The sequence below is a fragment of the Microbacterium sp. BR1 genome, assembly GCF_002812725.1.
Lineage (GTDB): Bacteria > Actinomycetota > Actinomycetes > Actinomycetales > Microbacteriaceae > Microbacterium.
Genome location: NZ_NMUN01000010.1, coordinates 179,443 through 195,110 on the forward strand (window position 1 = coordinate 179,443; position 15,668 = coordinate 195,110).

At 67.9% G+C, this 15,668-nt stretch carries 17 protein-coding genes; 8 read left to right on the plus strand and 9 right to left on the minus strand.

Features of this window, described 5'->3' with window-relative positions:
• Positions 1 to 9 precede the first annotated feature (9 nt).
• Positions 10 to 759, minus strand: coding sequence for a Pr6Pr family membrane protein (locus tag CGU35_RS16655; RefSeq protein WP_100812589.1), 750 nt, complete (start codon positions 757 to 759; stop codon positions 10 to 12).
• Between the two features lie 96 nt (positions 760 to 855).
• Between CGU35_RS16655 and CGU35_RS16660 the strand changes: the two genes are divergently transcribed.
• Together CGU35_RS16660 and CGU35_RS16665 are read left to right on the plus strand one after the other, a co-directional pair.
• A complete protein-coding gene (locus CGU35_RS16660; RefSeq protein ID WP_100812590.1) occupies positions 856 to 2,142 on the plus strand; it encodes an adenylosuccinate synthase in 1,287 nt (428 codons plus the stop codon).
• A gap of 1 nt (position 2,143) precedes the next feature.
• Positions 2,144 to 3,457, plus strand: a complete 1,314-nt coding sequence (locus CGU35_RS16665) for a lactonase family protein (protein ID WP_100812591.1) — start codon at positions 2,144 to 2,146, stop codon at positions 3,455 to 3,457.
• A 26-nt stretch (positions 3,458 to 3,483) separates the two neighbouring features.
• Here CGU35_RS16665 and CGU35_RS16670 read toward each other — a convergent pair whose 3' ends face one another.
• Complete coding sequence (locus CGU35_RS16670; protein WP_100812833.1) at positions 3,484 to 4,599, minus strand: AI-2E family transporter; 1,116 nt, start codon at positions 4,597 to 4,599, stop codon at positions 3,484 to 3,486.
• Between the two features lie 109 nt (positions 4,600 to 4,708).
• On the opposite strand from CGU35_RS16670, the gene CGU35_RS16675 reads away from it, so the two are divergent.
• Together CGU35_RS16675 and CGU35_RS16680 are read left to right on the plus strand one after the other, a co-directional pair.
• Entirely contained in the window at positions 4,709 to 5,008 is a 300-nt protein-coding gene (locus CGU35_RS16675) for a chorismate mutase (protein ID WP_036296758.1), read from the plus strand.
• Between the two features lie 31 nt (positions 5,009 to 5,039).
• Positions 5,040 to 6,125 (plus strand): ATP-binding protein, encoded by a 1,086-nt coding sequence (locus CGU35_RS16680; protein WP_100812592.1) that lies wholly within the window; start codon positions 5,040 to 5,042, stop codon positions 6,123 to 6,125.
• 36 nt (positions 6,126 to 6,161) lie between these two features.
• Here the strand turns inward: CGU35_RS16680 and CGU35_RS16685 are convergent, their stop codons facing one another.
• From CGU35_RS16685 to CGU35_RS16695, 3 genes are read right to left on the minus strand one after another with little or no spacing between them, the layout of a single operon-like run.
• Positions 6,162 to 6,848: a hypothetical protein gene (locus CGU35_RS16685; RefSeq protein ID WP_100812593.1), complete on the minus strand. Its 687-nt coding sequence runs from the start codon at positions 6,846 to 6,848 to the stop codon at positions 6,162 to 6,164.
• Entirely contained in the window at positions 6,845 to 7,756 is a 912-nt protein-coding gene (locus CGU35_RS16690) for an ABC transporter ATP-binding protein (protein WP_100812594.1), read from the minus strand. Before CGU35_RS16690 ends, CGU35_RS16685 begins: the two co-directional genes overlap by 4 nt.
• A gap of 11 nt (positions 7,757 to 7,767) precedes the next feature.
• On the minus strand, positions 7,768 to 8,160 hold the full coding sequence (locus CGU35_RS16695) for a GntR family transcriptional regulator (RefSeq protein ID WP_100812595.1): 393 nt from the start codon (positions 8,158 to 8,160) through the stop codon (positions 7,768 to 7,770).
• 355 nt (positions 8,161 to 8,515) lie between these two features.
• Between CGU35_RS16695 and CGU35_RS16700 the strand changes: the two genes are divergently transcribed.
• The 3 genes from CGU35_RS16700 to CGU35_RS16710 are packed head-to-tail and all read left to right on the plus strand — an operon-like array spanning position 8,516 to position 11,747.
• Positions 8,516 to 9,808: a quaternary amine ABC transporter ATP-binding protein gene (locus CGU35_RS16700; RefSeq protein ID WP_100812596.1), complete on the plus strand. Its 1,293-nt coding sequence runs from the start codon at positions 8,516 to 8,518 to the stop codon at positions 9,806 to 9,808.
• The gene (locus tag CGU35_RS16705; protein WP_100812597.1) at positions 9,808 to 10,776 is read left to right on the plus strand and encodes an ABC transporter permease; all 969 of its coding nucleotides are present in this window, start codon (positions 9,808 to 9,810) and stop codon (positions 10,774 to 10,776) included. The genes CGU35_RS16700 and CGU35_RS16705 overlap by 1 nt, the downstream gene beginning before the upstream one ends.
• Positions 10,777 to 10,835: 59 nt before the next feature.
• Positions 10,836 to 11,747: a glycine betaine ABC transporter substrate-binding protein gene (locus CGU35_RS16710; RefSeq protein WP_100812598.1), complete on the plus strand. Its 912-nt coding sequence runs from the start codon at positions 10,836 to 10,838 to the stop codon at positions 11,745 to 11,747.
• Positions 11,748 to 11,910: 163 nt separating this feature from the next.
• Here the strand turns inward: CGU35_RS16710 and arfB are convergent, their stop codons facing one another.
• Complete coding sequence (gene arfB / locus CGU35_RS16715) at positions 11,911 to 12,348, minus strand: alternative ribosome rescue aminoacyl-tRNA hydrolase ArfB (RefSeq protein ID WP_100812599.1); 438 nt, start codon at positions 12,346 to 12,348, stop codon at positions 11,911 to 11,913.
• Positions 12,349 to 12,390: 42 nt separating this feature from the next.
• Positions 12,391 to 12,708, minus strand: coding sequence for a YbjQ family protein (locus CGU35_RS16720; protein ID WP_100812600.1), 318 nt, complete (start codon positions 12,706 to 12,708; stop codon positions 12,391 to 12,393).
• A 167-nt stretch (positions 12,709 to 12,875) separates the two neighbouring features.
• Here CGU35_RS16720 and CGU35_RS16725 point away from each other — a divergent pair, with 167 nt between their 5' ends.
• A complete protein-coding gene (locus CGU35_RS16725) occupies positions 12,876 to 14,408 on the plus strand; it encodes an MFS transporter (RefSeq protein ID WP_100812834.1) in 1,533 nt (510 codons plus the stop codon).
• A gap of 12 nt (positions 14,409 to 14,420) precedes the next feature.
• On the opposite strand, the gene CGU35_RS16730 is transcribed toward CGU35_RS16725, so the two are convergent.
• Positions 14,421 to 14,720 (minus strand): hypothetical protein, encoded by a 300-nt coding sequence (locus CGU35_RS16730; protein ID WP_100812601.1) that lies wholly within the window; start codon positions 14,718 to 14,720, stop codon positions 14,421 to 14,423.
• Positions 14,717 to 15,649: a hypothetical protein gene (locus tag CGU35_RS16735; protein WP_308455398.1), complete on the minus strand. Its 933-nt coding sequence runs from the start codon at positions 15,647 to 15,649 to the stop codon at positions 14,717 to 14,719. The genes CGU35_RS16730 and CGU35_RS16735 overlap by 4 nt, the downstream gene beginning before the upstream one ends.
• Positions 15,650 to 15,668: the final 19 nt, after the last annotated feature.

Genomic DNA, 15,668 nt, shown 5'->3' on the forward strand with positions numbered 1-15,668 from the left:
CCTTCGAGTCTACTGAGAGGCGCGGTCTGCCCGAGACGACGCCCGTCGACGACCGACCCAGACCACGAGCAACCCGACGACGACGATGCCGACCGCGATCGCGACGACGTACACCGCGACCCCCGCGTAGCCGGGAGGCTGGAGCGCCGGATTGTGGGGATTGAGGAACGGGTAGGGGTACCAATACGGCTCGCCGTTGGCGGGAGAGGTGACCAACGGGCCGCGCACGAGGGTGTAGACGACCCACGCGATCGGATAGATGACGATGATCCACACAGCACGCCACGGCAGGGCTCGTCGCCGCGGGGCGAGGAACAGGTCGAGCACCAGCACGATGGGCACCGCAACGTGCATCACCTCGTTCGACCAGGCAACCGTCTCACCCTGCGGCAGCTGGATGCCCCGCAGCAGCAGGTTGTAGACGATGCCGGTGATCACCATGTAGGTGGTGACGCAGGCGAGCAGAACGGCGAACCAGCGCGGCTCGACATCCGTTCGTGCGTGACGCGTCCAGAACAGGATCGCCCCGATCGTGAGCGTCACGGCGGCGGCGACGTTCGATTGGATCGTGAAGAAGCTCAGGAAGTTCGCAATGACCGTGCCGATCTGGTGGCCGTATTCCGTCGTCGCGGCCTCGGCGTTCGAGACCGTACGGACGAGTTGGGCGATGACGGCGGCGATGCCGACGATGGCGGTCAGGATGCGGACGACCGCCCAGGCCTGAGACCAGGCCGCGGATCGGAGCAGGGTGGAAGACATGGCCAAACACTAGCGGCGGCCTCGCGTCCCCGATCGGTGCCGGACGACCTCGATAGGATGGTGTCTTACCGTCCTGACAAGAAATCCGGGGGCCTCATGCCAGGCATCGTGATCGTCGGCGTGCAGTGGGGCGACGAAGGCAAGGGCAAAGCAACCGACCTGCTGGGCGAGCGCACCGACTGGGTCGTGAAGTTCAACGGTGGCAACAACGCCGGCCACACCGTCGTCATCGGCGACGAGAAGTACGCCCTGCACCTGCTGCCCTCGGGCATCCTGTCGCCGGGCGTCATCCCCGTGATCGGCAACGGCGTCGTCGTCGACCTCGAGGTGCTGTTCGCCGAGCTCGGCGCGCTCGCGGCGCGCGGTGTCGACACATCGAAGCTTCGTGTCAGCGCCAACGCGCACATCATCACGCAGTACCACCGCACGCTCGACAAGGTGACCGAACGCTTCCTCGGCAAGCGTCAGATCGGCACGACAGGACGCGGCATCGGTCCGGCCTACGCCGACAAGATCAACCGCGTGGGCATCCGCGTGCAGGACATCTTCGACGAGAACATCCTGCGGCAGAAGGTCGAGGGCGCCCTCGATCAGAAGAACCACCTGCTGGTGAAGGTCTTCAACCGTCGTGCGATCGCGGTCGACGAGGTCGTCGAGGACCTGCTCTCGTACGCCGAGCGCCTCCGGCCCATGGTCGCCGACACGGGGCTGCTGCTGAACGATGCGCTGGACGCGGGCGACGTCGTCGTCTTCGAGGGCGGGCAGGCCACGATGCTCGACGTCGACCACGGCACCTACCCGTTCGTCACGTCTTCCTCCGCCACCGCGGGCGGCGCGGCAACGGGTTCGGGCGTCGGCCCCAACCGGCTGGATCGGATCGTCGGGATCGTCAAGGCCTACACGACCCGCGTCGGATCCGGGCCCTTCACGACCGAGCTGTTCGGCGAAGAAGGGGACTGGCTCCGCTCGCGCGGATTCGAGTTCGGCACCACCACGGGCCGCCCCCGCCGGGTCGGCTGGTACGACGCACCCATCACCCGGTACGCCACGCGCATCAACGGCATCACCGATCTCGTGCTGACCAAGCTCGACATCCTGACCGGCCTCGAGCGGGTTCCCGTGTGCGTCGCGTACGACGTGGACGGCGAGAGGTTCGATGAGGTGCCCGTCAACCAGTCGGACTTCCACCACGCGACGCCCATCCTCGAGTACTTCCCCGGGTGGTCCGAGGACATCTCGAAGGCGCGCACGTTCGAAGAACTTCCTGTCGCGGCACGCGACTACGTGCTGGCGCTCGAGGGCATGAGCGGCACGCGCATCTCGGTGATCGGCGTCGGCCCGGCGCGCGACCAGGTCATCGTGCGACACGATCTCGTGGACTGACATGCGGTTCTGGGTCGGGGGGTACTCCTCCGACATGGGCGGCACGGCCGAGGGCATCGGCCTGCTGACCGCGGGAGAGGACGGCTCGCCGTTCGCCTCGGGTCCGCTGTCGTTCCGCGGGGCGGTGCGTCCTGCCCTGACCTCGCCGTCGTGGCTCGCGGCGCATCCGTCGCTCGATGTCGTCTACGCGGCGCTGGAAGGCGAAGGCAGAGTGACGGCGCTCGCGCGAACGGGAGACACCTCGTTCACGCCGCTCGGTTCGTCGGTCGAAGCGGGCGAGGCGGTATGTCACGTCGCGGTCAGCCCCGATGGGAGCCACCTGCTCGCGAGCTGCTGGGGCGATGGCCGCATCGTCCGCATCGGACTCGACGGCAACGGGCGGCCGATGGATCGCGTCGTCGCACCGACCGCTCGGGACCCGTACGGGATCGACCGCGGCGACCCGCGGGATGCGGCTCGTGAAGACCTCGACGACGAGCCCGAAGATCCGCGCGCCGCGCGCGAGCGGCGGGAAGAGCGGATGTCGGGGGTGGCGGCCGATCAGGACGCGGAGCGGCGTCGCTCGGAGATCGGCCTCGCCGACGCCGCGGCGGCACTGCGCGCCGCCGCGGGCGCCGAGTTCGCACACCTGATCCCCGATCACGACCGACCGGCCGAGCCGGATCTGCGCGGTGCCACGCTGCTGACGTCGGCCGTCGACGCGGACGCGGCCTCCCGAACGTCCCGAGCCCACGCGGCGGCGTTCCTGCCCGACGGTCGTGCCCTCACGACCGACCTGGGCTTCGACCTGGTGCGGGTCTGGCGCCGGGCGTCGGGCCGGATGGTGCCCGATCACGAGGTGCTCCTGCCGCGCGGCTCGGGCCCGCGGCACCTGCTCGTGCACCCCAGCGGATACGTCTACGTGCTGACGGAGCACTCGGCCGAGGTCTTCATCCTCGGCGCCGACCGGGCGGGACAGTGGCGTATGCGCGGAAGCATCCCGGCCGCGGCCCTGACCCTCCCGGACGACGCCGGCGCGGAACTCGCGGCATCCCACGACCGCGCCTTCCTGTACGCGGGACTGCGGGGGAGCGACACGATCGCGGTGCTGCGCGTCGCGGGGGACGGCGGCAGCCTCGAGCAGGTCGCGCTCGCCGAGTCCGGCGTCACCTGGCCGCGGCACCACCTGGTCGTGCGCGACACGCTACTCGTTGCCGGTCAGCACTCGAACGACGTCGCGTCGCTCTCGCTCGACATTCGCACGGGCGTGCCCAGCAAGGTGCGGCACCGCGCCGGCGTGCCGGCGCCGACCCGCATCCTGCGCGCCCGCGACTGACGCGCGGACGGGGTGCGGCCCGCGGGTCAGACCTTGGCGTCCTGTCGGGGCACCCAGACCTGCTTGATGATCAACAGGATCGACGCCGACACCGGGATCGCGACGAGCGCGCCGATCAGGCCGAGCAGGGTGCCGCCGACGAGTGCCCCGATGACCACGAGTGCGCCAGGAATCTCGATCGTGCGGTTCATGACCCGGGGCGTGAGGACGTACGCCTCGACCTGGATGTACGCCAGGTAGAACCCGGCGAACAGGAGCGCGGTCAGGGGGTCGGAGAACATCGCGATGACGCTCGCGATGACCCAATACAGCACCGGTCCGATCAGCGGGATGAGCGTGATCAGGAACGCGATGACCGACATCAGGGCCGGGAACGGCAGCCCGAGAATGACGTGCAGGATGAATGCGAAGATCGCGTTGGCCGTCGCGAGCACGACCATGCCGATCAGGTAGCCGCCGATCGATCCCGTGATCTGCTCGGTCATGTCGCGCAGCCCCGGACGATTGCGTGCCGGCGCAAGACGGTAGAACGCCTGCTTGATCGCGGGCATCGACGCGATGAAGTACAGGGTCAGAACGAGCGTGATGAAGGCGCCCGAGATGCCCTCCACGATGCTGACGCCGATCTGTAGCGCTCCGCCACCGATCGCGGCGATGTTGGCGGGGTTGCTGATGAAGGTCTCGAGATTGTTGAGCAGATCGGGCAGCGCCGTGCCGAACATGCCCTGCAGATAGGCGAACCAGTCCGACTTCTCCGCCGCGCTGATCAGGCTGGGGATGTCCTGCACGAACTGCGTGATCTGCTGGACGACGGTCGGGATCACGAGCCAGAGAACCCCTACGAGCAGAAGCGCCACACCCAGGAAAACGATCGCGATCGCCCAGCCACGCTTGACATGGCGAGCCACCAGCCAGTTGACGACGGGTTCGAGGCCGAGGGCGGCGAACAGGGCGAGCACGATGTAGATGATGACGGTCGCGAGGTTGCTGATCGCCAGTCCCAGCAGCAGGGCGGCAAGGCCGCCGAGCGTGAGGGTGAAGCCCACGGTGAAGGGCTGGTCGATCTTGGCCCAGAACGATCGGATCCCCGACGAGGGCTTGTCGGATGCCGGGGGCGCGGGATCGGTCGTGGCGTCGCTCATGGTCACACCATAGTGCGCCGAGGCGTCGTAGCGAGGCCTCGCGGCCGCGCGGGAATCGGCCAGCGACAACCCCGGGCATCCCGGTAACCTCGTGGAAGAGGAGGGCCCCGTGACCCACGAAAGCGACCCGCGAAATGAGCTGCTGCGCCTCCGCGCCAGCATCGACAACATCGACGCCGCACTCGTCTACATGTTGGCCGAGCGCTTCCGCTGCACGAAGCAGGTGGGCGTGCTGAAGGCCACGCACGAGATGCCGGCCTCGGATCCGACGCGCGAGATCGAACAGGTCGCCCGTTTGCGGCGCCTCGCGCTCGACGCCGATCTCGACCCCGCCTTCGCCGAGAAGTGGTTCAACTTCGTCGTGGCGGAGGTCATCCATCACCACGAGCAGGCGGCGAACGGGCGTTAGTCGAGCCTCGGACAGGTCTAGCATTCGTCTCATGTCCAGCAATCTGCCCATCGGCACCCTGATCGGTACGGCCGAGCCGGCCGCGGCCACCGTACTCGCGACGCGTCTGAACCGGCACACTTTCTGGTGCGGTCAGAGCGGTTCGGGCAAGACCTACGCCCTCGGGGTCCTGCTCGAACAGGTGCTGCTGCACACACGCCTGCCCCTGGTGATCCTCGACCCGAACTCCGACTTCGTCCGCCTCGGCGACGTGCGTGAGGGGGCGAGCACGGACGACGCACGGGAGCTGTCGGCCCGCGACATCCGCGTCTTCCGCCCGGGCGACGCGGATCGTCCGCTGCACGCCCGCTTTCTGGGCATGCCGCTGCGCTCGCGTGCCGCTCTGATGCAGATCGACCCGATGGTGGACTTCGACGAGTACAACGCCATGCTGCGGTTCGAGCCCGAGATGCCGCTCGTCGAGGGCGGTGACTTGGTCGCGCACCTGCGATCCGGGGAGGGCCCGATTCGGCAGCGACTGGCAACGCGGCTGGAAAACCTCGGGGTTGCCGACTGGGACCTGTGGGCCTGGGGCAAGCGAGCCGTGACCGATGACATCGATGAGCGACCGGATGCCTCGGTGTTGGACCTCGGTGGTTTCCCGACGCAGGCCGAGTCCCGTGCGGCCGCGCTCGCCGTGCTCGATCATCTCTGGGAGCGGCGCGAGGAGCGGATCGGGCGCCTCGTCGTCATCGACGAGGCCCACAATCTGTGTCCCCCGGACCCGGCGAGTCCCGTGGAGCGCCTGCTCACGGAGCGGATCGTCCAGATCGCCGCCGAGGGGCGAAAGTACGGAATCTGGTTGCTCCTCTCCACGCAGCGGCCGACGAAGGTGCATCCGAACGCGCTGTCGCAATGCGACAACCTGGCCCTCATGCGGATGAGCTCGCCCCGGGACCTGGACGATCTGGCCGCGGTTTTCGGTTATGCGCCGCAGTCACTCCTCGAGCGATCCCCCGGATTCGCGCAGGGCCAGGCTCTCTTCGCGGGAGGTTTCGTCACCGCGCCGACGCTGGTGCAGATGGGCGAGCGCCTGACTCACGAAGGCGGGCGGGACGTTCCGGTCCCGCTGCGCTGAGACGTTCGGGTCGAGACGAACCGACCGCCCGCTGCGTCAGGGAACCGCGCGCCGCAGGGGGATGAAGGATGTGCCCGCGAGCACCGCGATGACGAGGATCGACCACAGGGCGAGGCTCAGCGAGTTCTGCGCCGCGAACCAGCCGAAGATCGCGCCCCACGAGTCGGTGCGCCCGATCAGCCACGTCACGCCGATGAGGACGGCGCCGATCGCGATCAGCGTCGCGGTCAGCCAGAAGGCGCCGAGCCGCTTGTAGATCGTGGCCGACCAGAAGCCGATCGAGAAAAACGTCATCGCGAGCAGGAAGTAGAACGCGAACGCCGCCAGCGGCCCGCCCTGCCAGATCTCCTCACCGTAGAACATCCAGCCGTTCATGCCCCAGCCATCCGTCGCCCTCTCGATCAGGCCCCCGATCACGAAGACGATCGAGAGGATGGCCGAGGTGATCGCCGCGGTCAGGTACGTGCCGAGGAAGAACTCGCGCCGGGTCACGCTCATCGCCTGCGAGAACGGGAAGGTGAGCGTGAGGGACTGCACGCCGACGACGAGGAAGTACCACAGCGGTGCCTGGGCCCCGCCGCCGATCTTCGGTCCGTCCCCCGGGATGAGCGCGTAGACGGCGAGCGAGAGCACGAATGCTCCGGCGAGCACGAGCAGCGGGATCCAGATGTAGGTGTTGCGGTTGATCAGCTGCATGCGGACGACGTTCAGTGTGCGGCTCATCGCAGTGCTCCCTCGTCGATCGGGGCGGCGGCCGACTCGGCCGCGTGCTGGGTGGTTCGGACGATCAGTTGCTGCAACGACACGGGCGCGGCATCCAGGCCCGCGGCCGTCAAGCGCTGGCGGTCGTCGGCGGTCAGGGCGCCGAGCACGGTCACCGAGCTGACCCGGCCGAGGCTTTCGCGATGGATGACCTCGCGACCCGCGACGAATGCGTCGACGGCCGCCGAGTCGCCGACGATGTTCGCCGCACGGTCGCGCACGGCATCCGTCTCCTCGTCCATGACGATCCGGCCGCGGTCGATGACGAGGACGCGCTCGAGCAGGTTCGAGACCTCGTCGATCAGGTGCGACGACAGGATGACGGTGCGCGGATGCTCGGTGTAGTCCTCGATCAGGCGGTCATAGAAGATCTGCCGCGCGACCGCGTCGAGCCCGAGGTAGGGCTCGTCGAAGAACGTGATCTCGGCGCGCGAGGCCAGGCCGATGATGACGCCGACGGCGGAAAGCTGACCGCGCGAGAGCTTCTTGATCGTCTTCTTCTGCGGCAGCTGCAGCTCGTCGATCAGCCGCTCGGCGAACCCCTGGTCCCAGTTCGGGAAGAAGAGCCGCGCCGCGCCGAACGCATGCTTGGGGAGAGCATCGTCGGGGTACTTCTGGCTCTCGCGCACGAAGCACATGCGCCGCAGCACCCGGGCGTTCTCGTAGGGGTGCTCGCCGAACACGCGGATCTGCCCGCTCGTGGCGAAGTTCTGTGCGGTGAGCATCGACATGACGGTGGTCTTGCCGGCGCCGTTGCGGCCCAGCAATCCGTAGATCACGTCCTTCTCGATCGTGAACGAAACGTCGTCCACGGCGACGGTGTCGCGGTACCGCTTGGTCAGGTTCTGCACCTCGATCACGGGGTTCATGGCGCGGGAAGTCATTGCGCGGTCCTTTCGGAGGGGGCGGGGATGGTGTCGTCGGCGCGCTCGCGGATGAGCGCGACGAGATCGTCGGGGCCGAGACCGAGGCGCTGGGCCTCTGCCAGGAGGGGTTCGAGGTAACGATCCGAGAACGCTCCGCGCCGGGCGGCGAGGACGCGATCGCGGGCACCGGCGGCGACGAACATGCCGATGCCGCGTCGCTTGTAGAGCACGCCCTGGTCGACGAGCATCGAAACTCCTTTCGCCGCGGTCGCGGGATTGATCCGGTAGAACGCCGCGAGTTCGTTTGTGGACGGGGCCTGGGATTCTTCGGCGAGACTGCCGTCGACGATCTGGTCCTCGATGCTCTCGGCGATCTGCAGGAACAGGGCCCGGCCTTCTTCGATCACACGTTCCTCCGGCCAGTGGGTTAGTTAGTTACATGAGTAAGTAACCATGCAACCTCGACTCTGTCAAGTGATGGCCGAAATCGACCGTTTCGCGGCCATGCGGATTTGCCCCATTTGCCCATGTCTGATGGTCTGGAACCAGAGGCCACGTGGCCTTCACGACCAGTCCGCGCTCGTTAGACCCCAGCCCGATGGGTGTGTCAACGAAGCGTACGGTCGGCGATCTGGGCGGTAGACCCGATGTCAGCCGCCGGTGTCGCGGGTGCCCCACACGGGTGCGTGCAGGCCGAGGATCGCCCACCCGGGCGTGACCGATGCGATCCCGTGAGCGCTGGGACGCCGAGGTAGCAACACCGTGTCAACCGCGCATGCCATCGAGGCCCATGGCCTCTACAAAGTCTTCGGCCGCAACCCCAAGCAGGCCGTCAAGCGTCTAGCCGCCGGCGAGAGCCGCACACAGGTCGAGGACGCCGGCACCGCCGCCGTGATCGACGCGAGCTTCACGGTAGAGCGGGGCGAGATCTTCGTGATCATGGGCCTCTCGGGGTCGGGCAAGTCGACGATCATCCGCATGCTCAACGGCCTGCACGACGCGACGGCGGGCACGATCACCGTGCAGGGTCAGCCGGTCACCGACATCCCCGCGGGCAAGCTCCGCGACATCCGCCGTGATCGGATGTCGATGGTGTTCCAGCACTTCGCCCTGTTGCCGCACCGCACGGTCGCGGCGAACGTCGCCTACCCGCTCGAGCTGCGGGGCGTCGGCAAGTCCGAGCGCCTCGCGAAGGCCGAAGAGATCCTCGCGATGGTCGGACTCACCGGCTGGGGCGACAAGCTCCCGTCCGAACTGTCCGGCGGCATGCAGCAGCGGGTCGGCATCGCCCGCGCCCTCGCCGCAGACACCGATGTGCTGCTGATGGACGAGGCGTTCAGCGCGCTCGACCCCCTTATCCGGCGTGAGATGCAGGAGCAGTTGCTGACCCTGCAGCAGAAGCTCAAGAAGACGATCGTCTTCATCACCCACGACCTCAACGAGGCCATGCTGCTTGGTGATCGCATCGCCGTCATGCGCGACGGGCGCATCGTGCAGATCGGCACGCCCGAAGACATCCTGACCGATCCCGCGAACGACTACGTCGAGCAGTTCGTGCAGGATGTCGACCGGACGCGGGTGCTCACCGCCGCCAATGTCATGGAGCTGCCGCGTCCCGTCGTCAGCGAGGGCGCGGGCCCGCGTACGGCCCTCCGCCAGATGCGGGACGCGTATATGTCTGCCGTGTACGTGGTCGACCGCGAACGTCGCCTGCTCGGCATCGTGAGCGATCACGACGCGCTCCGGCTGGTGCAGAAGGGCGCGACGACCCTCGCCTCGGCTCTCGGTCCCGTGCCGCAGAGCGTCCGCGACGACGAGGTCCTGATGAACCTGTTCGTGCCCGCCGTCGAGTCGCGTCTGCCGCTCGCGGTGACGGATGCCGAGGGTCGCCTCGTCGGGGTCATCCCCCGCGTGACGCTGCTCGCCGCGTTGACACCCGGACCCACCGCGACGGAAGAGATCACGATTCCCCCCCAGCCCGTGCCCACGACCGTGATCGACCAGGTGCTCGCAGCGAGCCGGGTCGGCGCCGCCGAGGCAGAGGGGGTGCGCTGATGGGTGGTTTCCGCATCCCGGTCGGTGAGTGGGTCGAGGGAGTCGTCGACTGGATCCGCGACAACTTCGAGGGCTTCTTCGATCTGATCGCCCTCGTCGTCCGCTTCCTGGTCGACGGACTCACGGATGGGCTGCTCGCGGTGCCCGTCCCCCTCGCGATCGTCCTGTTCGCCCTGCTCGGCTGGCTGTTCCGCTCATGGCAGATGGGGCTCGGCACGGCGTTGTCGTTCACGCTCATCGTGGCCATGAACCTGTGGACTCCCGCGATGCAGACGCTCTCGCTCGTGCTGGTCGCGACGCTCGTGGCGCTTGTGATCGCGATCCCTCTCGGCATCTGGTCGGCGAGCAACGACACGGTGCGAGCGGTCCTCAAACCCGTGCTCGACTTCATGCAGACGATGCCGGCGTTCGTGTACCTGATCCCCGCGATCACGTTCTTCAGCATCGGCGTCGTGCCGGGCCTGGTCGCCACCGTGATCTTCGCGCTTCCGCCCGGGGTTCGTCTGACCGAGCTCGGCATCCGCGGTGTCGATTCCGAGACCGTGGAAGCGGGGCACGCATTCGGCGCGAAGCCCGGTCAGATCCTGCGCGGCATCCAACTGCCACTGGCGATGCCCACCATCATGGCTGGCGTCAACCAGGTCATCATGCTGGCGCTGTCGATGGCGGTGCTCGCGGGCATCGTCGGCGCGGACGGCCTCGGCAAGATCGTGGTGCAGTCGGTCTCGACCGTCAATCTCGCGCTCGGCGTCGAGGCGGGCCTCGGCGTCGTGATCATCGCGGTGTTCCTCGACCGCGTGACCGCGGCCCTGGGCAGCCCCGCCCAGTACCGCTCCTCGCTCCTCGGCGTGCTGGCGCGCCGCCGCGGCAACGGCGGTTCGGGCGGCGGTCCCGCCGCGCCCACGCACCCCGCTACGGAGGCTGAGCGGGACGTCGCTTCACCGCGCCGCGCCCCGATCCTCACCTGAGCTTCAACTCCCACCTGCCCATACGGAACGAACGAACCATACGAAACGGAAGGAAACGCATGAACAAGCGAAACATCACAGGCATCCTCGCCATCGGCGCCGTCGCGAGCCTCGCGCTCGCCGGATGCAGCACCACCAACGAGGGCGAAGCCGGCGGCGACCCCACGATGGCAGAGTGCAGCACCATCACCCTCGGCTACCTCCCCGCCTGGACCGATGGCCTGAGCACGGCGTACCTGCTCGAGAACCAGCTGGGCAAGCTCGGCTACGACGTCGAGATGCAGACCCTGACCGAAGCCGGACCCCTCTACGCCGGTCTCGCTCAGGGTGACGTCGACGTGTACCCCTCGGCCTGGCCCGAGCTGACGCACGCGCAGTACATGGACGAGTACGGCGACGACATCGAAGACCTCGGCGCGTACTACGAGGGCGCGAGCCTCACGATCGCCGTGCCGAGCTATGTCGACATCGACTCGATCGAAGACCTGGCCGGCAACGCCGCCCGCTTCGGTGGACGCATCGTCGGAATCGAGCCCGGTGCCGGCCTGACCGCGCAGACCCAGGACTCGATGATGCCCGAGTACGGTCTCGACGGCGAGTACGAGCTGATCACGTCGTCGACCGCGGCCATGCTCACCGAGCTGAGCAACGCGATCGACGCGCAGGAAGACATCGTCGTCACGTCGTGGCGGCCGTTCTGGGCGAATGAGGCGTACGACCTCAAGGACCTCGAAGACCCGAAGGGCGCCATGGGCGACCCCGAGGCGCTTCACTTTCTCGGCACCACTGGCTTCTCGGACCGCTGCGCCGACGCCGCAGAGCTGATCGCCGGTATCCAGCTGGATGACGCCGCCTACGGATCGCTCGAAGACATGGTCGTGAACGAGTACGGCGAGGGCCGCGAGGCCGAGGCCGTCGAGGCCTGGCTCGAGGCGAACCCCGATGCATTCGAGACGGTCATCACCGACTGATCTGGTCTGCGTCCGTTGAGCGGGTCCCGGCTTCGGTCGGGGCCCGCTTTCGTCATGCAGAGGATGTCCCACTTCGCCTCGGATTGAGCCCGTTATTGCGGTGGGAAGTGGGACACGATGGCGAGAAAGTGGGACATGCGGCGGGGGTGTGCGCGGGTGACCGTCAGTCGGTGGGCGGGCGACGGAGGCGTTTGACGTCGGTGCGTTGCTTCTTGGCGGTGAGACGTCGCTCCTTGGCCCCGCGGGTCGGCTTCGTCGGGCGTCGCGCCGGTCCGGGAGGGCGGAGAGCGTCCGCCACCAGGGCGGCGAGCCGCTCGCGCGCCGCGTCCCGGTTGCGAAGCTGTGCGCGGTGCTCGGATGCTGCGATCGTCAGCACTCCATCGACGAGACGACCGCTCAGGCGATCGAGGAGCCGCTCGCGCTGGAGCGACGAGAGCACGCCGGAGTTGGCAGCATCCCACACCAGCTCGACGCGGGAGTCGGCCGTATTGACCCCTTGACCCCCGGGGCCGGACGAGCGCGAGAACCGCCACGACAGCTCGGACTCAGGAATTGTGAGCGCCGCGCTCACCCGGAGGCCGGGACGGTGAGCTGCGGGCATACGTCCATCATCTCCCGGTGAACCGGGGGATGCCCGGGCGGATCAGCCCGAGATGACGACGGCGGTGCCGTAGGCGACGACCTCTTGGAAGTTCTGGTCGAGCTCGTTCGAGTCGTACCGCATGGCGACCACGGCGTTCGCGCCCTGCGCCTGCGCCGCTTCGATCAACCGCTGCACGGCTTCGGCGCGCGTCTGCTCGAGCTGGAGCGTGAGCCCCTTGAGCTCGCCGCCACCGAGCGCCTTGAATCCCGCGCCGATCTGGGCGCCGATGTTACGGGCGCGCACGGTCAGCCCACTGACCTCGCCGATCACCGACGTGATCGTGGCGCCGGGGACGTCGTTCATGGTGGTGACGAGCATGGGGAGAGCTCCTGCCGTGGCTGAGGGTGGGATGTGCGCCCCACGCTAGCGCGACCACCGGCCCCGTTGATCTCCGTTCGCCTGCGAGTCGACGCGAGTTCATGATGTGGCCTCAAGATCGAGCCGCGGAGCCGCGCGGCTCGGCATGCACCCGTATGGAGGCGCAGATGTCCGCAATCGAGCCCGCAGCGGTCGAGTCGGCGGTGGCCCCCGCGACGGTGCAGCAGTACATCGACGAGCTTCCCGCCTGGCGTGACGGCACGCCCGCCGCGATCGGTGCGATGACCTCGATGCAGAAGACCATCTGGCTGCTCGCTTCGGCCGGCAAGTTCTTCGAGGGAATGATCATCTTCATGGTCGGGGTCGCCCTGCCCTTGATCAACGCGGAGTTCGCTCTGACGCCCGCCGAGACGGGGCTCGCCACGGCAGCGCCGTTGCTGGGCATCATGGTGGGCGCGACGGCCCTCGGAAGCTTGTCGGATCGATGGGGACGCCGGCAAGTGTTCCTCGGCGAGATGATCTTGTTGACCCTGTTCCTGATCGGCGTCACGATCAGCCCCAGCTTCCCGATTCTCGTGATCTGCCTGGTCGGTGTGGGGCTGGCGCTCGGATGCGACTACCCCACGGCGCACATCATGATCTCCGAGACGATGCCCACCAGCATCCGCGGGCGAGGAGTCCTGACGGCGTTCGGATTCCAGGCCGTCGGTGCTCTGGCGGGCACCGTCGTCGGTGTGATCGTGCTCGCCAACCGGGTGGAACTCTCGGACTGGCGATGGATGTTCGGGGTAGTCATCCTCCCCTCCGTTCTCGTCGCGGTGGGTCGACTGTTCACCGTCCAGAGCCCGCATTGGCTGCTCGGGACGGGTCGAGTTTCCGAAGCAGAGGCCGAACTCAAGCGTCTGCTGGGGCGACAGCCGCAATACCCGAGCATCGTCCGGCTCGCCCGAGACCAGACCCCGGGGGCGGCGAGAGTGCGGTCGTCCGGATTTCGCGCGCTGTTCCGGCCACCGTGGCGCCGCTCGACGATCCTCGCCAGCGTTCCGTGGTTCTTGCAGGACCTCGGAACCTACGGAATCAGAATCTTCACCCCGACGATCATCGCCGCGACCGTCGGTCTGGCCGCCGTCAACGACCATACCGTCGCCGGAATCGTGCATAGCGATCTGAACGGGGCAGAGGGTGCCGTGCTGATCGATGCGTTCCTGCTCATCGGCATCGTTCTGGCGATCGTGCTGGTCAACAGATTCGGCCGCATTCGGCTGCAGGTCCTCGGCTTCGTCGGTTGTGCGACCGGGCTGATCATCGCCGGGATCTCGACGGCGATGACCGGCACCGCACAGGTCGTCCTCGTCTTCGTCGGGTTCATGCTCTTCAACCTGATGACGAACCTCGGCCCGAACTCGATGACGTACCTGATCGCCGGAGAGGTGTTTCCGACCGCGCTGCGCGGCACGGGCGCTGGATTTGCCGCGTCGGTAGCGAAGATCGGCGCGGTCTCGACAGCCTTCCTTTTTCCGATTCTGCTCGCCTCTTGGGGAACCACGGTGATCGTGTTGCTCTTGGCGGGCACGTCACTGCTCGGCGCGCTGATCACCTGGCTCAATCGTGTCGAAACCAACGGCATGAGCCTCGAGCAGATCGACGCGATGCACGACGTTGCTGCCGACAAAGCCGAGCCCGTCGACGCGGCCCGGTGAGGTCGGCGGGGTCTATCCCCTTGTGCGGTGGATCAGGCCGTTGAGACCTGCCACGAGTTCGCGCGCGCGATCCTCGCCCACCACATCGCTGACCGGCTCGTCGAAGTACTCGAGCCACGCCGCGTCGACCTGTTCGGGCGTGATGAAGCCGTTCTGTGAGAGGAGCTTCGCGAGGGGACGCGCTTCGATGTCGTACTCGCCCGCGGGTACGCCCTCCGGCCCGCCCGGGTCGAGGAAGTAGGGGTCGAGGTCGGTCAGCAGTCGGAGCACGCCGTCGACCAGCGCCTCCCCGAGACCGTCCGTCGACGTCATGCGTGCGGTCGGGGCCGGGTCACGCGACCGGGCGCCGGAGTCGTGCCGCGTGAGGGCACGGGCCAGGAGCCCGTCGCAGCAGCGGATGACTCGGCTTCCACGGACGGCATGGCTTCGGCAGGTCGAGGTGCCCGAGAGGGTGCAGCGCCGGAGGCATCCGTCCCATTCGTCGCCGCGGACTCCGATGCAGCCGAGGCGGGCACCGCAGGCGGGGTCAACTCGCCCGTCGTGAGTTCGAGGGCCACGCGATTCTCGAGCACCTCGATGGCCTCGTCCGAGACCGAGATCAGGCCATCCAACTCCTCGCGCACGCGACGATAGGCGAGCTGGCGCTCGGCCGGAGTCGCCGCGAGATCGACCGCCACGGAGAGAAGCTGCTTGGCGGTGTCGAGCCGCTTGCGCTCCACCTCGGTGAACGAGTGGTCGCGCAGCCGGCGTGCGTCACGCTCGGCGATGTCGAAAGCGGCCTCGTACTCGTGCACGGCATCGCGGTACTCGGCGAGTTCTTCCTTGCCGGTCCGCGTCTTGGGCGATGCCGGCCGCAGTCCATCCGCCTTGCGCTTGGCGCGCAGGAACGCGGCGGTGAGTGGCTGACGACCGTCGCTCATCGCGGGGAACGCGATCAGCTTGGCCACGTCGAGTTCGTACTCGAGCCAGCGTGACGTGACGGCGTCGTGCGCGTCGAACAGGCGCTGCAGCCGAGTCGCCGGGCTGTCGCTCTCGCGCGAGTCCGGGGCATCCGTCGCGGCAGGCTGCGCGCGAGCGGCGACCTGCGCGGCACGCAGCTCGCTCTTGGCCCGAAGCACCTCGAGTCGCCGGACGTGGCGCCGCTCGAGCGACTTCTGCCACGCGCGACCGACGCCCCCTGCCACACCCATCAGGGGGAATATCAGCCACCAGTAGGCGCCGAAGAACTGCCAAGCCTCCACCCCGTCATGCTACGCGCGG